The following is a 17,948-nucleotide window of genomic DNA, read 5'->3' on the forward strand; positions in this document are numbered from 1 at the left end:
TAATAAGGCTTATAAAGCTAAAAATAAACAGATTACCCAGCGTATTCTTTGTTGATTTCAAGGAAAACAATCAGGATATATTATCTTTATTGCTATTACAAACATAGCTAAAAACGTATGCAGATGGTTGTATTATTTTCTCCAGCTATTGTATCATTTTAGCGGGTGGACGCATGCAATTGGGGAGAAATGCAGATAGGGATAACAGTATCGTATAAGATTATAGTTAGATCGCCATTGAACAACAGTGATAAAAAAAACGAGACGCTCTTCTACGATGCGTCTCGGTTTGTATTTCCAAATACTATTGTTGGTAATCGAATGTGCCCATTCCTCCCGAATAATCGAGCCAACCCTTCGTCTGTTGTAAGTAGGAATTGTTTCCTAAAACTGTGGCGGTAAGTCCGGATATATAATAGTTCGGACGGAAAAGAATAGTTACAGGAGCATTGTTTACCCTATCCCACTCTTGATCCAGTGGCGCTCTTGTGAAATAAGTTCGGTAAACATCCTTAAGTTTCGCTATCTCCGTTGTGAAGTTTGCGGCATCAGGGTCGATTAGAATATTCCGCAATGCCGGAGTTAATGGATCACGAGCAAAGGTTTTGGATTGCCAGTAATATCCCGTTCTTTTTGTGCCGTTGATAGGTGCCAAGCCAAGCTTCTGCACGGAATTTCCGGACTCTTGCAGATTATCATAAAGCATCCACCGGTGCACATCCCAAAAACGTTTACCCTCATATGCTAATTCTATACGGCGTTCGTACAAACAAGCTTCTATAGCCGCGTATTTTGTCGTCAAGGTGCCTAGGCCATAATTGTTTGCCGTTGGAATCCCTACACGCTGGCGCACCTTACCGATATAAGCAGCGGCGTTGTTAGGATCACCCTTGGCTGCGTAACACTCAGCTATGTTTAGCAACAACTCGGCATACCTGTACTCAAAGATATCTGTTCCAGAAAAAGCAAAATTGACACTATCTGCGGCTGGGTTGGACATCTTACGCACCAAAGCGGGACTGTTAACTTGGTTGTTGCCAAAAAAAGTTCCATTGTTCGCTGTTGCATTTGCTTTCCATCTGTAGAACCAGGTAGATTTGTTGTCATTCCCTTTGATTCCCCATTTCGAGCCTGAGAACGCAAAAGTGCGGTAGAAGCGAGGCTCCCTATTTTCAAAAAAGAACGTATCCACGTAGTTTGTAACGCTGGGGCGACTTCCATCAGCCATTGGAAACAAATCAAGCATTTCTTTTGTCGCCGCGATGCCGCCGCCACCGCGATAGGAAGCGGGACGTACGGAGTTTTCCCAGTTGTTGTTATAGCCCACAGAACTTGTCGGAGTAGTTGACAGTAAGAATACCATTAATGCTTCTGAATTAAATGCGTTGTCAGCTCTGAAGGTCATCTCTGCCCAATCTTTCGCATTGCTACCAAATAAACCGTACCCCGCGGCGGATAATTTCGTTTCAGCATCAAGACCAGCATCCAAAGCTCTTTGCCATTTTTGGCTACCAGAATTATCCCAGTCTTTATTGTACAAGGGACTCGCAGCGGTGAGTAACACGCGGCTTTTCATCGCTAAAGCGCCAGCTGCAGTAAGTCTACCATAATTAGCGGCATCCCAACGCATAGGTAAGAGTAGAGCTGCAGAATCCAAATCGCTTACAATTAAATCGAAACACTCTGCAGCTGTTGCCCTAGGCTGTCTGATTGTCTCATCGGTACCACTATTCTGCTGTACGGTGGTAACAAGTGGTACCCCTCCATACACGCGCACCAAGTCAAAATATTGCAAGGCTCGCAAAAAATACATCTGACCCTTTGCTGCTGTACGGAAAGATTCAGAGAGTCCCGGGCCAGATTGATCAATTCGCTGAATTAAAAATGTTGCAAATCGAATACGGGTGTAGGGGTTGTTTTGCACGTTGGCAGCAACTGGGTTTCCGAAATAACCATCAGCTTGCGATGCCAGCTGGAGATTTGTTGTCGGGTTGGTGTAGCTGGTTACAGTACCGCCAATTTCCTCGGTCATCCGTGCTCTATTATCGTTATACAAACCGACAATTGATTGCTGGGGATTCCTATAATTTACAAAGTAATAGTTGTACAGCCGATCGATGTACCAACCGGTTTGAAGTTCGGTCTCGAAAATACTGTCATCGTATTTCTCAAAACTTTTCATCTCTTCCAAAAAATCGGTTTTACAGCCGGCTGCTATAGCCAGTGTCAAGGCTGCAAAAAATAATATTTTCTTTCTCATGGTGATCTTCTTTTAATGTAATAAACCTTCGGGTTACAAGCCCAAATTAACGCCTAAAGACCAAGTTCTCAAGGTTGGATAGCCCACATTTGGAGCATCATACATGTTGCGGAACTTTTTAGGATATGGATTATAAAAATCCCATAAATTGTTTCCGGAGATGAATAGTCTTGCGTTATTCAACTTAGCCTTTACTACCCATTCTTTTGGCAAGGTGTATCCCACGCTCAAGCTACGCACGAACATGCGGAATGTAGGTAGCATAAAAAAGTCTGAGTTTCTTCCAGCAAATTGATCAAAGTAAGCTAAATTAGGATAGGCACCGTCTGGATTGGTAACTTCATCGTACATATCTGTTAGATAAAGCGGCTGCGACCAAAGCATGTGCGTACTGCTTGTCCCCTGTTTGATGTAGTCCAAATAATTTACGCCGCCCCAGCTGGTAGAAATCTGCGCTTGTAAGGAAATACCTTTGTATCCAGCATTAAGGTTTGTTGTGATACCGTAAGTTAGATCCGACTTTCTTAGGATATCCAAATCTTGACCAGTTCCTTTTTCGATAGCGCCGTTCGGGCGTCCGTATGTTTTACTATCGGCGTCCAAAGCACCACGGACATCCTCATACACCAACATACCTTTTCTCATCTGTGATTTGTCTGTGATATCGAAAAACCGAGGTGCTGCACCATCGACTCCAGAATTTGCAGCATTCTCTGTCAGGTAAGCCCAATATTTGTCAATATCCTCATCTGTGCGCAACATACCGTCTCCACTTGATGTATTTTTCCATGTGCGGTAGCCATAAACTGCGTTGTTGAAACCGGTGTTACCCACAGCACGTCGGGTTTCCATCTCTGATGGATAATCGAATGGTCTATCGAAGTATCGGGTTGTTTTGTAATTCCCCATACCAAAGTTCATACCTATGGAATAGTTGAACTCATTCACATTACTTCTCCAAGTCACGGATACCTCTCCGCCCCATGCTTTAACACCCGCATAATTTTGTTCTGCAAAAGCGCCACCTACAGAGATAGGAACATTCAATGCGCCTGCCATATCAGTCAACATGTCGGAAGTAGTATTATAATAGCCATCAAGGGTCACATTTAATTGAGATTTAACGAAAGACATGTCTAGACCAAGGTTTCGTTGAATGGTACGATCCCAGCGAAGGTCTCTGTTCGGATCGGGATCTGGCGTGATACCTGTTACATACTGACCGCCATTGCTACCGAAGCCCATTCCCTTATCAGTTGCTGCGGAATATAACCTTGCCCATCGCCAAGGTTTGACGTTGCTATTTCCTGTGATTCCCAAAGATCCCCTAATTTTAAAATAGTTCATCCAGGTGACGTTATCCGCAAACCAATCCTCATCGGACACAACCCATCCTGCGGAAACACTAGGGAAGAATCCCCAATAGTTTTCAGGAGCAAAATTCGTGGATGCATCAGAACGGAATACAAATTGCAAAAGATATTTGCTCTTGTAGTTGTAGTTAACACGACCCAAATAAGATAGTGTACCGCTTACTGTCCGATAGGTAATGGTATTGGATGTATTAAGTGTACCGGCAGATATAGAGGTACCATTGTAAACTCCACGTGTGGGATTATCGTAAATCTGGTAGCGATCTTCCCAGTTGGCGGTAGTCTTTTCTACACTAAACATTGCTCCGATATTGTGATCGCCAAACTTTTGATCATAGTTGGCAAAAAAGTTCAGCTGATCATTTTTAGAGGTTGTATTATCATATGTCACACGAGAGCTGGCGTTATTGATGACCGGCGGATCCCATACCGTGGTAGGTCCATACAAGTGGTTTCCGGGCGTGTTGGAATTCGTGGAGCGTGATAGTAACAGAGGTATCATCACTTGTTCGGTATTACTAGCCGCCTGGGTAATGCCATAATTTAGTTTGAATGATAGTCCTTTCACGAAAGGCACATCATACTGTAGCGAAAAGTTCGCATTGTAGTTGAAATCTTTGTTGGTCGTTTTTGACCCGTTATTCAATAGCTCATAGTAGTTCCAGTTGGTCACCGAGTTATTACCACGCACATTTCCCAATCTGTTTGGTCCTAATGCGGGTGACACGTACTGATCGACCCCGTCAATATTGTAAATCCAAGGAATGTACTTGGGCATGTGCAACAGAATATTGTAATCGTTTTGCTCCCCACCGATACCATACGAACCGTCGTTGATATTGATTTTGGTAAATGACTTCTCTGTATTGGTATTTGCTGCGGCTATCGTAGCTCCCAAGCGGAAGTTGCTGGCGAGCTTCACCTCGGAGCCAGCGCGGAACGTCCAGCGTTGAAAGTCCTGAGCTCCCAGATTTGGGCTCTGCGTGTAAAAAGACGCTCCAGTGAAGTATGTCGCTCTTTCCGACCCACCACTAAAATCTAGTGAATGCTGCATAGCATTCGCTGATCGCCAATCGTTGCCCAACCAATCATAATTCAACGAATCCATGCGTGTCAACTCGGCATCTGAATAATAGAAATTATCATTCCAACCCAGCGCGCGTCCAAAACTATTAGCAAAATCTCCATATTGGCGGGCGTTCATCACTTTCCCATGACTTACAGCATCGTTTGTCTGGAATTTACCGCTATAGGAAATACGTGGAGGGCCAACCTGTCCTCTTTTTGTCTTTACAACAATGGCTCCCTGTGATGCGCGAGAACCGTAGATTGCAGCACTGGCATCCCGCAACACCGTCATACTTTCGATCTCCGAGACGTCCAACATGTTAAACCTTTCGAGTGACGGCTGTCCGGTTTGAGGATCCACTTGAATCACGTCATCGATGATAATCAGCGGTGTTGTTCCCCCACCGTCTTTTCCCCAATTGAATTGCTGCCGAATGCTCAAACTTGCCATAGCTCCTGGCCGGGTGCTACCTCCAGAAACATTCAATCCCGGTATTTGTCCACGCAACGCTTCAGAAACGGAAGCAACGGGTAAGTCTGCTAGCTGCTTCATATCTACGGAAACAATCGATCCAGTAACCTCTTTGGCACGTTGCGCACCATAGCCTACAACGACTACCTCATCCAGCGCATCTAACGATTCTAGCTTAACAGTAATGGTAGATAGACCTGCAACATTAACCTCCTGCACTTTATATCCCACGTAGCTAACGATAATTATGCTATTTTGCTCAGGCACATTTATGTTAAAAACGCCATCCTCACCGGACTTGACACCGGCCTTGGATCCTTTAACGAGAATAGTTGCGCCTACTACAGGCTTTCCATCCTGATCCAGCACTTTACCGCTGATTCCTACAAATTTTACAGCATGTACAGCCGCCTTGTTCGCCAACTTGGATGCTAACAACGTTGTCGGAGCCAATGCGATCAAAGGACAGAGCAAACGGAAAGTATTCCGCAGCAGCCCCTTTTTAATAAAAGCTTGATAATTCATTGGTTTTAAATTGTGTTTATAAAATAGGTTCAAAATATTGGATAACCAAACTTCCCACGAGGCTATCCGTCTTTATGCTTTATTGTTTTTTCTACTGGTTATTGATGTGTTGTCGTCGGTGTAATGGTATTGACTTTGTCAATATGATACATACTTCATTCGATGCTGTATCTTTCTAAAAAACGACCTTTGCTTTCTTACGATTCTTTTAATTGGTTAGTCTTAAAAAAATAAATGCAAAACACATGTTCAATACGGTCTATTTTGTATCCCCGCGTGCAGGAGCAAAACAGCGTGTATCTATCACTATCACAAAGAAAAAGAAATCCAAAAAGATATTATTATAGTCCATTGCCTATTTACTATAAAATATTAGCATAACACAACATTACTGTTACAAAACAAGATGTTAGGTGTTGGGGGCTCCCTTGCGTTGTTGTCACAATCATTAAATAGATCACTTGGCTTTACCCGATGAGAATCGGCGAAAAGGTCACAAAAAAGAGGCTGTTGTCCTGACAGCCTCTACTAACCAATTAAACAAAGTAAGCCTTAATATGAGAATTACTGGGGCTTGACTGTCTTTAGCGGAACTACGCTATTCAAAAAATTTTCGATGTGCGCGTACCCTGTATTACTGATTACCGAAGCATCCTTTGGATTGTTCGGGTCTAGTCCTACCTTTCGTTCATAATCATCTGGAAGACCATCGTTATCAGAATCTTTATATGGTTTCCCTTTATAAACCGGATAACCGCCCACCTGCCGGATATCAGTGATGATACCTTGCTTATAGGAATCTGCGGGCAGTCGGCGCTTTACGTAAGGTGAGGTTGCAATTACTTCTTTACTTTCTTTGTAAAATACTTTTCCCGTTTTCACCTGCCTAACGATACGTTGATCTACCGCATCACGCTTGGGCAAGGTTGCCCCCACATTATCTAGTACATAGGTATATGACTGTTCGGCGGTCATAATCTTGCCAAAAGCAGCAAGAGGAAATGGTTTATCCACCCTAATTTTCGCCAACACGGCTGGATCTGCATCGGGTTGTACCCCTCCATCCCAATTATCTTTTGTAACCTTGGCATTGCCTTCGATCACATTCCCTCCTACAAATGCTTTCCCAAAGGTATTCGCAAATTCTTTGTCACGCCCAGATTCCGGCTTCAGAATGCGGTATGAGATAGGTTCACCCACCGGCGTTATCGGTCCCGGCTTGTAATAATTATTGATAAAATTATAGAAAGAGCGATGATCGCCGCCATCCGCTGTACGATTCCACCAGTTCCACACCACATTATTGACGAAACCAAAGTCGCCATACATACCTACCGAAGGGTTTCGACTGATATTTGAAGCCCAAAGGTTGCGCATAAAGGTGCTGTTCAACCCGCCGATCGTACTTCCAAAGGCATGGTTATAGGTATCTAAAGCTTCCGAAAAGATCGAATTTTGGATGGTGATATTTACTGTCGGCAATTTCAGGTTCTGTCCTTCACGATCGTACACATGTCGATACATGGACATATTTTCATCCAATCCCCAGCTAGCGGAAACATGGTCGATGATAATATTGCCCACACCATTGCCGCCCAAGGCATCATCGCGGCGAGTTACATCTGTCGTTCCGCGACGAAAACGCATAAAGCGCACGATCACATCGTGTGTGTCGATCAGGAAGGATTCGCCGGCAACACAGACCCCATCGCCGGGAGCCGTTTGTCCGGCAATCGTGATATATGGAGCCTGTATGGTGATAGGTGTTTCCAATTGGATAATACCGGCTACGTTAAACACAACGATCCGTGCACCACCGCTTTCGCAAGCTTCGCGCAGTGTTCCAGGGCCGTTGTCGGCCAGACTGGTAACCACCATTACACGGCCACCACGCCCACCTGTGGTGTAGGCTCCGCCGCCTTCAGCTCCCGGAAATGCGGGGATTGTTGCTTGTGGCAAATCTTCTGGTTTGGCGGCGTCCGGAAGATAAGGTTTACCTTCTGCTTTCATAACTGCCTGTGCTTTTTCCCAAGCTTTATCCGCGCGGAGCTGTTCCAATTTTTCGCGTTGTGCAGCTATCGCTTTGAGCGAGTCGGGAACAACTGGATATTGTGCATGTGCCCACATAGGCAGGGTACATACCAAAGCAATGAAGGTATTTCTTAAGGATAAACGCATCTCGGTCTATTTTGAAGTCAGTTCATTTAAATAGATTTCGATGTTTGCATAGCCCGATTCCGTAATTTTGGCCGAGTCACTAGCGTCTTTAGGGTTTAAGCCCATCTTGATTTCTGCCTCATCGGGAATGCCGTCGTTATCCGTGTCTTTATAGGTTTTGCCCTTGTACACAGGATATCCACCTACCTGCGCAATATCGGTGATGATACCTACTTTGTAAGAATCCTTCGGCAGGCGACGGTGTTCAAAATCCTTCTCCGGCAAGGTTACATTTTTTAAGGGTGTTGGTTTTCCGTCACGCACCTCTTTGACGATACGCAAATCGACGGGGTCACGCTTCGGTAGCGTTGCTCCTGCATTTTCCAAAACGTAGTCGTATGACTGTTCCGCACTCATGATATTAAACTCCGCATGTGGAAATGGCTTTGCCGCCTTCATGGCCGCAAAATAGGGCGTAGCTTCCTCGAAGGTCATGCCATTGCCTGCTTTGTTTTCCAGCTGCACACCTCCGTTCCAATTGTCCGTTGTTACTTGCTCGTTTCCTTCCACAATGTTCCCCGACACATAGGCACGTCCAAAAACCACGTATGGCAGCTTGCTCCGGCCAGATTCAGGCTTCAAGATACGGTAGCTGATGGGCTGTCCTGCTGGTGTAGCGGGCCCTGGCTTAAAGTAATTGTTAAAGATGTTGTAGGTCGCTTGATAATCACCACCGTCTATGGCCCGATGCACCCAGTTGTAAATCACGTTATTGGCAAAGTTGAAAATTCCATTCCATCCAATAGATGGATTTCTAGCGGCGTTATTAGCCCATAGGTTACGCATGAACGTACAGTTTTCGCCACCAAGGGTACTACCAAAGGCATGGTTCCACGTATCTAGCGCTTCAGAAAAGATAGAGTTTTGAATCGTGATGTTAACCGTCCCGCGCTTTTCTTCTTGCTTACCTGTACTGTCATTATACATATGCCGATACATTGACATATTTTCGTCCAAGCCCCAACTGGCAGATACGTGGTCGATCATAATATTGCCCACCGGATTGCCGCCGATCGCATCATCGCGCCGACCAACGTAGGTTTCGCCACGGCGGAACCGCATATGACGGATAAGTACATCATGCGTATTGATCCATACCGATTCGCCGGCGACACAGACACCATCGCCAGGAGCTGACTGACCAGCTATGGTGATGTAGGGCGCGCGGATGATCAACGGAGTTTTTAAGCGTATAATCCCAGCCACGTTGAACACGATAATACGTGGCCCTCCTTGCTCGCAAGCTTCCCGCAGTGATCCCGGTCCGTTATCTTCCAAACTTGTGACGACGATAACCTTACCTCCGCGGCCACCAAAACTGTATTTACCGCCTCCCTCTGCACCAGGAAATGCAGGAATCTCTGCCTGCGGCAGATCGGTAGGACGACCAGCCCAAGGAATATAAGGCTTTCCTTGCTTTGCATAAGCTTCTATAACGGGCAACGCTTTTCCCCAAGCATCATCAGACTGCTTTGTCGCACGCTTCATCATTTCCTCGGATGCTTTCTTAACGTCTTCCGGAATCTTGGGGTACTGCGCTTTCACCGTTTGTAGCGTCAACAAACTTATCCCTATCAGCAGACCTGATATCAACTTCTTATTCATATCGTAAATTTTATGAAACCTGTAGGCTTATATCCTATAATCATTACATTAGCAACTCAAAGCTAGCAAGATAAACATTGGCTTACTTATATTATTTTCACTTAATACTATAGCATGTTATCTTAACCTGTAACAAAACTATTGCCTAATTTCCATACATCAAATTTTCAACGAAAACTACCGCTTACAGCGCAATTTTCAGCGACATAGGGGTGCAATTACAGCAAAATACAGGTTAAAACGGATAAATAGACCATAGAATAATAATAAACCGCCATTTTGCATATATGCAATGACTCATCGTTCAAGAACGGTGAGTCATTGCAATAAAACAACATCATGTTGTCGCCTAACAATTTAGCATTGTATGCATACATTATCTCATTGCAGATAAGCAAAAAACTGTTGAAGCAATACTATAACACATTGTAGTCATACAGTAGTCCATTGTTTACAAACGACAACGTATTGTTTATAAACAATGGAGCATTGTTCATAAACAATACACCATTGTTTTCCTACAACACGCCATTGTTTTGCTACAATGGTTCATTGTTCATTGACGACAAGGCATCGCTCTTATGCAATAATCCATTGTTTTTCTGCACAGACGTTTTGTAGAAATAATTTGACGCATTGAAGGGAATCTCCTTGATAGTAATTGAGAGCGGCGGAACATTGATCTTCCTGTATACAATTTCTATCATCAATGCACAAATATAGCCCGACAAAACACGAGGTAACATTTGACATGTTACCTCGTTGTTTACCGCTGATACTTGAGCGTATTAAAGCAAGGGATCAAAGTTGCCAACACCATTTAGACTGTTCCAACCTTTCGTTTGTTCTAAGTAGGGAGATGCATCCAAAATCGTTTGGTGTATCCCGAAATAATAATACTCAGGGTACCATTTAAATGTCCAGCGTGGAGAGGCATTGGTACGATCCAAATCATCTTTCACACTGACGACAAAATGATTGTCGTACAGGTAATCCAGGTACTGCTCGTAGGTGGTGATTCCCGCGGGATAGGATGTCGTATTACGATCGGCGACAGGTGCGCTTCCATTTGCGAGCAGCAGAGGGTCTCCGGCTCCAAAATATTCACCGTTACTTGTTTTCACTTTTATCGTATAGCCTGTACGTCGTGTCCCGTTCAACACCGGAATACCCAAACGCGTATTCATACCTGTAGCATCATCAAACAACATCCAACGTCTTAAATCATAAAAGCGCTTTCCCTCATAGGCGAACTCGATTTTACGTTCGTTTAACACGGCTTTAAAAAGCTGATCTCTGCTGCCGGCCACATTGCCCAGTCCATAAGAACCGTCATTGTTCTCCAAGCCGGCACGCTCGCGAATAGATACGATTCCCTGCAAGCCTTCGCTTAAGCGACCAATACCGATGGCACTTTCAGCCAGGTTAAGCAACACTTCCGCAAAGCGCATCTCCATGAAATCGGTTCCACTCTCTTCGAAATTATTGATATTATTACTTGCTGCGATATTGGAAGATTTACAGATATAGATGCCGCTGGCATTTGCACCTTTTGTTTCCGTAGAGGTATAGGCCGTGCTCGCGTTGCTATCTTTTTTCCATGCGTAAGTCCATACCTTAAAGTTAGGATTTGCGCCATAGGGCCAGATGGCACCATTATAAGCGAATGATTTATAGAAGCGAGGATCTCGGTTTTTATAGAATTTATTGGGGTCATAGCTGTAGGCGGAAGTATTGTCGTCTATGGCCTTGCCATCTCTCATCGGGAAAGATTCTACAATCTGCCGAGTTGGTGAAACTGAACCCGCACCATTTATTTCTCGAGGACGTATAGCCTGTTCCCAACCGCTATTTTTTGTAAAATTACCTCCTTTGGCAACGTTGTTAAACCCAAATACGATCACCGCTTCTGCATTGTCGACTTCCTTAAACCACATCCTTCCCCAAGCATCTCCATTAGCTAGGTTACCTTCTTTAAACAATCCAAAACCATTTTGTTCCAGTAGTTTTTTTGCTTCTACGTTAGCATCATAAGCTAGCTGCCATCGTGACGCATCGTCATTGGGGTTAAACTGTGGGCTTGCCCATGTTAGCATAACCCGTCCTCGCAAAGCAGCCGCTGCTCCACTGGTAATCCGCCCCCAGTTAGCGCCGTCCCACCTTCCGGGCAGCAACGCTATTGCCTGATCGATATCTGCATTGATCTGCGCAATGGTCTCCGAACTTGTGCTTCTTGGAATTGAATTTTCTTCATTATTCCCTACCGCCGGATTCTGTGCCTCCAATACGATAGGTACTCCTCCATATAAGCGCATTAGCTCAAAATATTGCCAGGCACGCCAAAAATACAATTGTCCCTTAAGCGGATTTTTAACATCATCGGCCAAGCCATATTTTTCTACCTCCGTTAAAAACATGTTAATCTGCCGTAATCGCGTCCAAGTATTATTGCTGATGTTCGTTCCCATCCGCTGGCCAAAATATTTGTTAGCGTGGTTGTTTATATTGGATATTAATGGCCATTCCTTGTTGAAATCTGTCTCTCCGGCCAATTCGTCCGAAGTTTGTGCGAAGATAGTACTATAGGAACCGTTGTCGGAGGCTGTCTGCGTTGCCATAAATCCGGTTCCGTTATTGGCTGGAAGGAAAAGACCATAAACATAATCCACATAGGCTTGTGCCAATACCGGATCCTTGAACACATCCTCGTTCACCCCAGTTAAATCGCGTTTGTCTTCGAGAAAATCTGCCGTACAGGAACTTGCTAAAAGAGCGGCGGTTAATATGATAGTAATATATATGTACTTTTTCATTTGTCTATTCCGTTATAACATTTCATTTATAGGGTTAAGTTCAAGCCAAAAGAAACCGTGCGAAGGTTAGGAAAGGCGTCCCAAGCGGTGCCATACGTGTCTTTATAGGAAAAGGCGCTATACAGACCAAAGGGATTTAAGGCACTAACATATACGCGAGCATTCGAAACTTTCATCCTATCGACCAGTGACTTAGGCAAGGAATAGTTTAAATTCATACTGGTGACGCGCATACGAAAAGCACTAACGCGCCAAAACTCTGAACTCACGTTGTAGATATTTTCCCAATTGGGATTCGGCATGGTACCCGTGGGGTTGATTTCAGGGTCATAGATATCTCCCCATATTTCCGGCAGATTATTGTATACGCGCGTGATGTCGTTATTCAACTTTTTTCTCTCCGTCGAACCGATCTCGGCATATCCGCCAAAATCACCACCAATAACAGTCTCAAATCCTACATTCTTATATCCCGCCCTAAGCGTGATACCAAATCGGTAAAGATTGTTTTGTTTATGGCTGAGCTGTACTTGATCATTTTGATCTATTATACCGTCCGGCGCGGCAAACGTTCCATCTGCTTGTAATGGTCCACGTACGTCGCGATAATAAAGCATCCCCGGCTTAAGATCACCGACGTTAGTTCCGAAGACCGACTTAATATCGTATTCGCTAACGTATGCATCTATATCATCTTGGGTCTTAAACATCCCCAAATAGTCATACCCCCACATGCCCACATCCTCCGATCCACCATTACTTGGATTCCAAGGGTATTTCTCATAAACAGGGTCGTAATCAATGTGCTTTATCTTTAAATCTGACCAAGCGAAACGCGTGTTGATTCCATAATCAAAATCTTGTCCTATTTTATCGGACCAACCTAAAGAAATCTCATATCCAAAAGTATTTACGCGTGCATAATTTTCAGGTGCCATAGAGCCCCCTACCGAGACGGGAGTATTGCCTACACGCTCCAAAAGAATATTATAAGCTTTGTTGTAAAACCCGTCAATGGTTGCTGACAAGCGGTTGTTAAGAAATCGAGCATCAATCCCTATATTATTCTTAAATTCATCACTCCAAGTGGCATCACGATTCGGTGATCGATCCATTTTCATACCTGTATTCGCATTCCCATTACCACCGAAAACAGGTCCTTTACCAACCTCATATGTGAATCTTTGGCGCCAAGCCCAGATAGGGAATTGGTCATTTCCCATCAACCCGGCAGAATACCTCAGCTTCAAATAATCAATACCTTTTACTTTAAAAAAATTCTCTTCGCTGATGACCCAGCCTGCCGAAGCAGAATAAAATTTCCCCCAATAATTCTCGGGAGCAAATTTATTCGAGGCATCCGTACGGAATAAAAACTCAAACAAATACCGTTCATCATAACGATAATTCAGACGGCCGATATAGCCTAATGATCCTGATTCGTACGCAAATGTTCTACCGTCGACAGCACCAAAGGCCGTACCAAATTGTCCGTTGGTGGTTTCGATAGGATCAGCCTTCCACACATCTTCCTGCTGGCCATCGGCATCCCCACGTTCTACGGAGAAAAGGCCACTAAAGTTATGTTTGCCGATCTGCTTGTCATAGGTCAGGAAAAAGTTATATTGTGTATTGGTTCCGTTTTCATTGGAAAAATAAAGTCGGTTTCCATTGCTAACGGTGAGCGCGGTAGGGTTGGTCGCGCCTTCATAAATATGACCGTTCGATCCCAAACGGGAAAACTCATACAACTGGTAGCGTGTCCCGATCTGACTACCACGAGAGCTACGCATATTACGTGTGTACGTTGCCCTTGCTTTCAGTCCTTCCACAAATGGAACCTCATATTCCGCTGCAAGATTCACCGTAAAGAACTTCGTTCCGGTTTGCGCCAAGTTATTCAGTCGTTGAATTTCATAGTAATGATAGGCAGACAAATCATTGGTACGACCGGGAAGTTTCACCGGCAGGCCATCGATATAGGCTGGTACATATGGAGATGCTAAGAGTAGATTTTTGTAATCGTCTTCCGGACCTTCTCCAGATACCTTATTAAACGTTCGATCAAGTTGATCCTGATTCCCGGACAACTGTAGCGAGACCTTTAGGTTGGATGCCACTTTAACGTCCGTTCCGGCGCGAAAGTTCCACTTGTCGTAATCCAAAGTTCCTAAATTTCCGTTTTGCTTTTGGTAGGAAACTCCTGCAAAGTAGGTTGCGCGCTCCGCTCCGCCGCTGAGATTCAATGTATGTCTCGTGTTGTATGCTGATTTCCATGCGTCATCCAACCAATCGTGGTTGATCGTTTGAAAATGATCAAGTTCATCCTGACTAAAAACACGGTTCCTATACTCTGTGGAAAGCGGATCAAAATCGGTACCATTTGGACCATTCATAATATTGAAGTATTGTCCGAACTGATAAGCATTCATCATTTTGGTTCGATACACTTCATCCGTGATACCATAAAATCCATTATAATTAATTTTTGGGGCTCCTACTTTCCCGCGCTTTGTTGTAACTAACACCACGCCATTAGCGCCGCGAACACCATAAACAGCGGTAGCACCATCTTTTATAAGGGAGATGCTCTCAATTTCCGAAGGATCCAAGTTATCAAACTGTGTCGATTCAGGATTATTCTTTTCATCTACCTGAATCATACCATCGATCACATACAGTGGCGCGCCAGTTCCAGCATCTTTACCATAGATCACAGGTTTCCTAATCTGCAACGTAGCTTTAGATCCAGGTCTTGCCGAGCCCCCATTGACCTGCAAACCTACTAGACGCGAAGCCAGTGCTGTTCCCAAGTTGGTAGCTGGAATATCCTCGATCGCCGCTATGTCCACAGTTTCCACCGCCCCGGTAAGATGCGCTTTCTTCTGCGTACCGTAGCCCACCACGACTACTTCATCAATCGCTTCTGCAGGTTCGAGCTTGATATCTAAATTTGTTCGGTTGTTGATCGCGACCTCTTGGGTCTTAAATCCTATAAAACTAACGACAAGCGTTTCACTTCCCGGAGGAGCGTTTAAACGGAAAACACCAGTTTCATCGGACTGGGTACTGGTATTCGTGCCTTTTATTGTGATCGTAGCTCCAATAACCGGTTTACCCGCAGCATCCAAAACCCGCCCCGTTATATTGACAAATCGCCCTGAAATGGATGAGATGCTGACAGCATGCTTCGCAGCTAGCAAATTTCCTGATGGCAACAGGAGAATGATGGGACAAAGAAGCCCCAAACTCCGCCGAAGAAGTCTGCTGTTAAAAATTAAATTAGCATTCATGGTTACTCTCTTATAAAAATAGGTTTACAGCTTATAATGATTGTCACTTACTTTCAGTTCGCCCGTTTACGCAAAAAAGAAAGAATCCGCTAGACGCAGCCAGCGAATTCTTCCAGTTTTACTACTTACTTCCCAGCATGTTTGTTTGCCTTTCGCTCTTCCCATCGCTTACCCTCTTCTTTGAGATCATAGCCTTGAGAAGATAGGTAATTATTTATTCGGCCTTTGAACTTACCGAATACTTGGTGCTTTTCTCTTGATCCTGGTTGATCCATGGCCAGCTCTCGTGCTTCGGTTAAATAGCTCAAGATTTTGTCTTTCTGCTCCGAATTCAATGTGGGGATCATGTCTTGGTAAGCGCCATAAGTGAGCGGCAACACCCCATAAGTCATGCCGTCTTTAATCTTTTCGATCTGCTGCTCACTCGCCAATGGAAGAAGTTTTTTCAAAAATTGCTTGTGCAGCTTCTGCAGCACCAGGTCCTCTTTTTCTTCCAACTTACTGCGTTTGTTATCCAACGTTTCTTTTTGCCCAGCATATTTTGTTTTCAGCGCTTTAATCTTCTCTTCACGTGCCTCATGGTGGCTATTCAGGTTATCATACTGTTGTACAATAACGCCACGTGTTTTATAATAGATTGTGGAATCAGACATCCCCAATTGGGCGACAATCTTATCCGAACGCTCCGTAATGACCTGCAGGTATTTGTCTCTTTCGGATTGTGCGAAAGTAAATTGCAGCATGCATAACATCAGCAAGGCCAAGCCTAATTTTATTGTTGTTTTCATTTTACAAATGGTTGCTTTGTGATTTATAATGGTAACGTTTACGCGATACCGATTCCTCTTCTCTCTGCGTAATCATTTTACAATTACGACCTTATGTCAACAATGTAGAACATTTGTCCTGCGCAACGTTCTTTGTTGTACTTTTATACGAAACAGCACTAGAAGCTATAAAAAGCTGTATCTGATGATAAAAACAGTAAACACAAGTCGCGGATGGTCTTATCCATCTATAATTGACAATTCAAATTAACGTAATATTAATTCTTTAATAATACATCGAATTATCTATTTATTATAAAATATTATCATCAATAATACAAAAATTGAAAGCCTGATAGCTAGCCTGATATGTCGTCATTCAATTAGGAATAATAGCTAAACACCGAAAAAACGCAATTTCCGATAAGTTTGTACAACCAATAGTATAACAGTTGAAAAATCACCGCACAAAAAAACAAGTGACAATCTATGAAAAAAGGCTAAGAAGAACGTATCTCCTAAAACATCAGACAGAAAGGAGAGGCGAGAACTATGTAACATTATCCATTCATTATAATATATTACCATTCATTTGGAATAAAAAACAGTATATTAGCGAACCGTTATAAAATTGTAAACCCTTTGCTAAATAAACCTTTCGAAGACTATGAAACCGTTGTACAGAAAACTTCCTGCAAAACTGGAAAGTTCCTTTTCCGCGAGACATGACGTTATGCCCAACTTTGGGAATGTATGGCATTACCATGAAGAACTCGAGTTGCATTATACTATTCGGGGGGAAGGCGTACGATTTATCGGGGACAATATCAGCAGCTTTGCACCTGGCGAGATCATTTTAGTGGGCGAGAAGCTATCGCATGCTTGGCGCTGTAGGGACGAATATTACGAGAACAATCCGGAATACAATATTGAAGCGATTGTATTACAGTTTCTACCCGACTGCATGGGCAAACAACTCTTGCAGCTGCCCGAATCTTACCTACTTCCCAAACTTTTCGAAAAAGCAAAAAGCGGTTTAATCGTCAAAGGCGAAACAAAAAATAGGGTCGCCGAGCTGATGCACCATTGTGTTGAGGAAACAGGATTTGGCAAAGTAATCGCCTTACTACAAATTTTACAGGTGATTGCTGAAAGTGATGAATGTGAGACCATCGTCAAAACTCAAACCACCTTCCACCAATCCAATGAGGCAGACAATATTCGTTTAAACAATATCTTCAACCACACGCACGCCCACTACAAAGAAGACATCACGCTGGAGGATGTTGCGAATATAGCCAACCTTAGTATTACTTCCTTTTGTCGGTATTTTAAAACGATGACCCGAAAGACCTACTACGATTTTTTGGTCGAGATTCGCATCAGCCACGCCTGTCGGCTATTGGTGGAAAACAAATTACCTACCGAAGTAATCTGCTTTGAATGTGGCTTCAACAATGTCTCCAACTTTTATCGACATTTCAAAAAAGTGATGGGCCTTACACCCCTAGAGTACAAAAAGCGTTATTTAAGCAGAAATTAACAATGGCAAAGA

General features: G+C 43.8%; 8 protein-coding genes. 1 reads left to right on the forward strand and 7 read right to left on the reverse strand.

Translation table 11 applies throughout. The features are described from left to right. Positions 1-304: 304 nt before the first annotated feature. The 7 genes from SCB77_RS09275 to SCB77_RS09305 all read right to left on the reverse strand — a co-directional run bounded on the left by SCB77_RS09275 (position 305) and on the right by SCB77_RS09305 (position 16,414). Positions 305-2,260, reverse strand: a complete 1,956-nt coding sequence (locus SCB77_RS09275; RefSeq protein ID WP_320186150.1) for a RagB/SusD family nutrient uptake outer membrane protein — start codon at positions 2,258-2,260, stop codon at positions 305-307. A 33-nt stretch (positions 2,261-2,293) separates the two neighbouring features. Beyond that, positions 2,294-5,698 (reverse strand): SusC/RagA family TonB-linked outer membrane protein, encoded by a 3,405-nt coding sequence (locus SCB77_RS09280; protein ID WP_320186151.1) that lies wholly within the window; start codon positions 5,696-5,698, stop codon positions 2,294-2,296. Between the two features lie 564 nt (positions 5,699-6,262). Continuing rightward, positions 6,263-7,876, reverse strand: a complete 1,614-nt coding sequence (locus tag SCB77_RS09285) for a polysaccharide lyase (RefSeq protein WP_320186152.1) — start codon at positions 7,874-7,876, stop codon at positions 6,263-6,265. A 6-nt stretch (positions 7,877-7,882) separates the two neighbouring features. Next, the gene (locus SCB77_RS09290; RefSeq protein ID WP_320186153.1) at positions 7,883-9,520 is read right to left on the reverse strand and encodes a polysaccharide lyase; all 1,638 of its coding nucleotides are present in this window, start codon (positions 9,518-9,520) and stop codon (positions 7,883-7,885) included. A 788-nt stretch (positions 9,521-10,308) separates the two neighbouring features. After that, a complete protein-coding gene (locus tag SCB77_RS09295) occupies positions 10,309-12,333 on the reverse strand; it encodes a RagB/SusD family nutrient uptake outer membrane protein (RefSeq protein ID WP_320186154.1) in 2,025 nt (674 codons plus the stop codon). 26 nt (positions 12,334-12,359) lie between these two features. Beyond that, complete coding sequence (locus SCB77_RS09300; protein ID WP_320186155.1) at positions 12,360-15,626, reverse strand: SusC/RagA family TonB-linked outer membrane protein; 3,267 nt, start codon at positions 15,624-15,626, stop codon at positions 12,360-12,362. Between the two features lie 125 nt (positions 15,627-15,751). After that, positions 15,752-16,414 (reverse strand): DUF3826 domain-containing protein, encoded by a 663-nt coding sequence (locus SCB77_RS09305; RefSeq protein ID WP_320186156.1) that lies wholly within the window; start codon positions 16,412-16,414, stop codon positions 15,752-15,754. Between the two features lie 646 nt (positions 16,415-17,060). Between SCB77_RS09305 and SCB77_RS09310 the strand changes: the two genes are divergently transcribed. Further along, positions 17,061-17,936, forward strand: coding sequence for an AraC family transcriptional regulator (locus SCB77_RS09310; RefSeq protein ID WP_320186157.1), 876 nt, complete (start codon positions 17,061-17,063; stop codon positions 17,934-17,936). Positions 17,937-17,948: the final 12 nt, after the last annotated feature.

The sequence above is a fragment of the Sphingobacterium bambusae genome (assembly GCF_033955345.1).
Classification (GTDB): Bacteria; Bacteroidota; Bacteroidia; order Sphingobacteriales; family Sphingobacteriaceae; genus Sphingobacterium; species Sphingobacterium bambusae.

Excerpts from the sequence above, each read along its gene's own strand:
- SCB77_RS09275 (WP_320186150.1), bottom strand. The coding sequence starts at position 2,260 with ATGAGAAAGAAAATATTATTTTTTGCAGCCTTGACACTGGCTATAGCA.
- SCB77_RS09280 (WP_320186151.1), bottom strand. The coding sequence starts at position 5,698 with ATGAATTATCAAGCTTTTATTAAAAAGGGGCTGCTGCGGAATACTTTC.
- SCB77_RS09285 (WP_320186152.1), bottom strand. The coding sequence starts at position 7,876 with ATGCGTTTATCCTTAAGAAATACCTTCATTGCTTTGGTATGTACCCTG.
- SCB77_RS09290 (WP_320186153.1), bottom strand. The coding sequence starts at position 9,520 with ATGAATAAGAAGTTGATATCAGGTCTGCTGATAGGGATAAGTTTGTTG.
- SCB77_RS09295 (WP_320186154.1), bottom strand. The coding sequence starts at position 12,333 with ATGAAAAAGTACATATATATTACTATCATATTAACCGCCGCTCTTTTA.
- SCB77_RS09300 (WP_320186155.1), bottom strand. The coding sequence starts at position 15,626 with ATGAATGCTAATTTAATTTTTAACAGCAGACTTCTTCGGCGGAGTTTG.
- SCB77_RS09305 (WP_320186156.1), bottom strand. The coding sequence starts at position 16,414 with ATGAAAACAACAATAAAATTAGGCTTGGCCTTGCTGATGTTATGCATG.
- SCB77_RS09310 (WP_320186157.1), top strand. The coding sequence starts at position 17,061 with ATGAAACCGTTGTACAGAAAACTTCCTGCAAAACTGGAAAGTTCCTTT.